The sequence below is a fragment of the Aminobacter sp. P4_H6_2 genome (assembly GCF_056400805.1).
Genome location: NZ_JBFUKO010000591.1, coordinates 1 through 3,327, shown reverse-complemented (window position 1 = coordinate 3,327; position 3,327 = coordinate 1). Strand labels below are relative to the sequence as shown.

3 protein-coding genes are annotated in these 3,327 nt (G+C 59.7%); 2 read left to right on the top strand and 1 reads right to left on the bottom strand.

What is annotated here, in order from left to right; all coding sequences use genetic code 11:
* Nucleotides 1-1,216 (bottom strand): hypothetical protein (locus AC1DUU_RS27085; protein ID WP_476786444.1); only part of this gene is annotated, 1,216 nt, incomplete at its 3' end.
* Nucleotides 1,217-1,328: 112 nt separating this feature from the next.
* On the opposite strand from AC1DUU_RS27085, the gene AC1DUU_RS27080 reads away from it, so the two are divergent.
* Complete coding sequence (locus AC1DUU_RS27080) at nt 1,329-2,660, top strand: O-antigen ligase family protein (RefSeq protein WP_476786443.1); 1,332 nt, start codon at nt 1,329-1,331, stop codon at nt 2,658-2,660.
* 180 nt (nt 2,661-2,840) lie between these two features.
* A partial coding sequence (locus AC1DUU_RS27075; protein ID WP_476786442.1) for a polysaccharide biosynthesis/export family protein occupies nt 2,841-3,327 on the top strand: 487 nt, incomplete at its 3' end.

Below are 3,327 nucleotides of genomic sequence, written 5' to 3'. Positions count from 1 at the left end.
GGTGATACAGCCCCGTCATCGAATTGCGCGCGGCCTTCAGCCAAACATCCGATTCCACCGCAAATGGGTCGGAAACACCGAGACCGGGAATACGAAGACGGAATGGTCCGCCAGATTCTGGCGTCCAGGCGGAATAGTCGAGTTCGAAAACGAAGGTTCCGGCGCGGTTGGCGCTGTGCGCAGGGGCGACGGTTGCCCCAGAAGAAAGCGCTGCCGGAAGCGCCCCCTCCTGATCGGCCAGCGTGAATGCGTTGGCCGTGGCGTCGGCCACAGTGGCAAAGACCGAACTGGCATCTTGTTCACCGCCCAGCCGCTCGAGGCCCACGCGTTGGCCATCGGTCAGGCCGTGTGGCGCAACCGTTGTCACGCGCAGCGTATCAACGTCGAGCGATCGGATTGCGATGCGCGGCGAATTCGCCGCTGTGTAGTCGAGCAAAGTTTTGGGCAAGCCATTGCCCGGCTCGGCGTCCCCAGGGCTCTTGCGTAGACTTATGGCGCCGGAAAAGACCGTGTTGCCTTGCGGATCTATGACATCGAAACCGTTGATGCCGTAATCCCTGAAATCGACAACACCGTCGTCCTTGCCGCCGGGCAGCCAAAGCGCGAGGCAGGCGGTTTTCGCTGCGTCCTTGCTCGTATGCCCAAGTTGCGTGGAACGGATCGCCATTGCGCGGGTCGTCCGGTCGTCGAAGATGAAGCTTTGGTCCGCAAGCATGCCGTTCGGCCAGCGTATGACATGTTCGCCCTGGGGCAGGGGGCCATCAAGCTGGAGATAAATCTGGTGCTTGAAAGCGGCACCCGTGCGCGTGTCGCCATTCGGGCCGGGGTAGAGCCCGGAATCGTAGGGCATGGATTTACGATGAACTGCAATGACGCGACGGCCGCCGATTTCACCGTAGATGCCGGCGGCATCCACGCTGTCGCGGTCAAGGAAAATGCTTGGTGGCGCGTCGGCAAGCCGCGCATGGTCCGCCTTCGGCCCGATGACTAGACCGGATGTACCGTCGACAGAGATCCAGCGTCCAAGCATCTGGGGCTTTGGCTGTGGCAAGGCCACGATCTGCCCGCGCGAAAACGACGGATCGCGCAGCTCGACAGCGATGATATCGGGCGTCGCCATGGTGACTTCCCCAACTTCGATCGCCGGCGAACTGGCTCGAGCAGTCGCCGGGAAGGCCAGCAACGCCATGATGAGGATACGAAAAGCGAAGACCACGTTATCGTTAACCTTCCGTCGGGCTGCTCTCGGCCGTTAACCCGGAGTTCCCAGGCGCCATGTTATTGCATGCATGTCGCGGCATAAGGGTTATCGTTCCTTGAAATTCGGCGTGCTTTTTCTCGCTTTGCTTGCGATTTTTCCGCTCGGCCTGCTGTTGCGGAGCACGCCGGTGCTGCGCAAGCCATTTTGGATTGGCTTCGGCGCCCTACCTTTTTTTGCCGCCGCCATCCCGCTATTCGATGTAGGCCTCCTGTCCTGGGCAGGTCGTTGGGTAGGTTTCGTCTATGGTCTGCAGATCTCGATTGTCGATATCCTTGCCGCCTCTGCACTTTTTGCTATGCCGCGTGGCAAGCTGCCTCTGTGGTGCAAGCTGCCGTTTCTTATCTACATTCTCGCAGCCGTCCTTTCCCTGCTACAAGCCGCCGAGCCGGTAGCTGCGAGTTTCGGTGTGCTGCAATTCGCCCGCATCTTTTTGGTGATGGTGGTCGTGGCACGTGCCAGCACTTCCGATCCAGATGTGCCCTTCTTGATATTGAAAGGCATGGCGATCGGTATTGCGGCTCATTTCGTGGCCGTCTTGTACCAGCGGTTCCAGCTTCACCTGCCGCAGACGATGGGTCTCTTCATCCATCAGAACACGCTCGGCATGGCAGCGCATTTCGTCCTCTTTCCGCATCTTGCCCTGCTTCTGGCTGGCTACCGCAACGTCCGTTATCTGGTCTGCACCGTTGTGGCGACCATCGTCGTTGTCGTTTTCACGGCGTCGCGCGCGGCGGTCGGATTTTCGGTCATAGGCTTGGGGACGCTGTTCGTGACGCAGGCGCTGGCGGGCCTGACACAGCGCAAGATGGCGGTCGGCCTTGCCGCGCTCGCCTCCCTTTTGATCGTGGCGCCGTTGGCGGTTTCCACCTTCTCAAATCGCTTCGAGCTCAATCCACTGGGCGAAAGCCAGTATGACGAGCGTGCTGCCTTCAATCGCGCAGCGTCCTTCATCCTCGATGACCATCCGCTTGGCGTTGGAATCAATCACTATGTCTATGTTGCGCGAGACCTCGGCTATTCGGAGCGCGCCGGCGTCATCGGCTTTGAAGGTAACCGCAATAATATCGTCCACAACGCCTTTTGGCTGACCGCAGCCGAGGCCGGATATCCAGGGGTCCTCGCGTTTTGCGTCATGCTCATTGTTCCACTGTTTGTTGCGTGGCGGACCGGCTGGCGCATGCGCCACACGCTGGAAGGCAATCTGCTGCTCGGCTTCGGCGTGGCGCTGCTCGTTGTCTATCTCCATTCTTTCTATGAGTGGGTGATCTTCGCCAGGGAGATCCAGTATCTCTTGACCATGACGATGGGCATGGTCTTCGGCATAGCCCTGCGCCTCGCCGCGCCAGCAGCGGAGGGCAATCCTTTGCCAACGAAGGCGATGCGATTGAGTGCGCAATGAGGATAGAATTAACCATGAGCGGTGAATTTCCGTGCATCGGAAGGGTTTCCTCGCGGATCGCCGATCATCTTCAATCTATTTCAGTGGTTGCGCTCTAGCAGCTTTGGGTTGTTGCCAGATCTTGTTGGGAGCGATTCGATGACTTTGCTGGATAAACTGAGAAAGCTGCAGGTGGGAAGCATGGCCATTGTCGCCGGCCTCGCCTTGCTGGCCTTTTCCGGCAAGTCCTTGGCCGATACAGCGAAATATGAGCTCGGTCCGCAGGATCGGCTTCGCATCCATGTCTCCGAATGGCCCGCCCTGACCGGCGAACTGACTGTTGGCGCCAGCGGCGACATCTTGATGCCGATGCTTGGGCAGGTTCCGGCAAAAGGGCTAAGCGCCCCCGAACTGGCCACATCGATCGCTTCGCGCCTGAAAGCCAAGGCCAATCTGCAGCAAACTCCTGATACGACGGTCGATATCGTCGCCTATCGTCCCTTCTACATCCTCGGCAGCGTGGCCACTCCTGGCGAATACGCCTATCGCCCCGGCATGATCATCCTCAATGCGCTCAGCCTCGGCGGTGGCGCCTATCGGGCGGAGCAAGGCTCGCAATGGGACCTCGAACGCGTGGCGATTTCGAGCCGGGGCGAATTGAAGCTCAATGAAGCGCGGCGCTGGGACC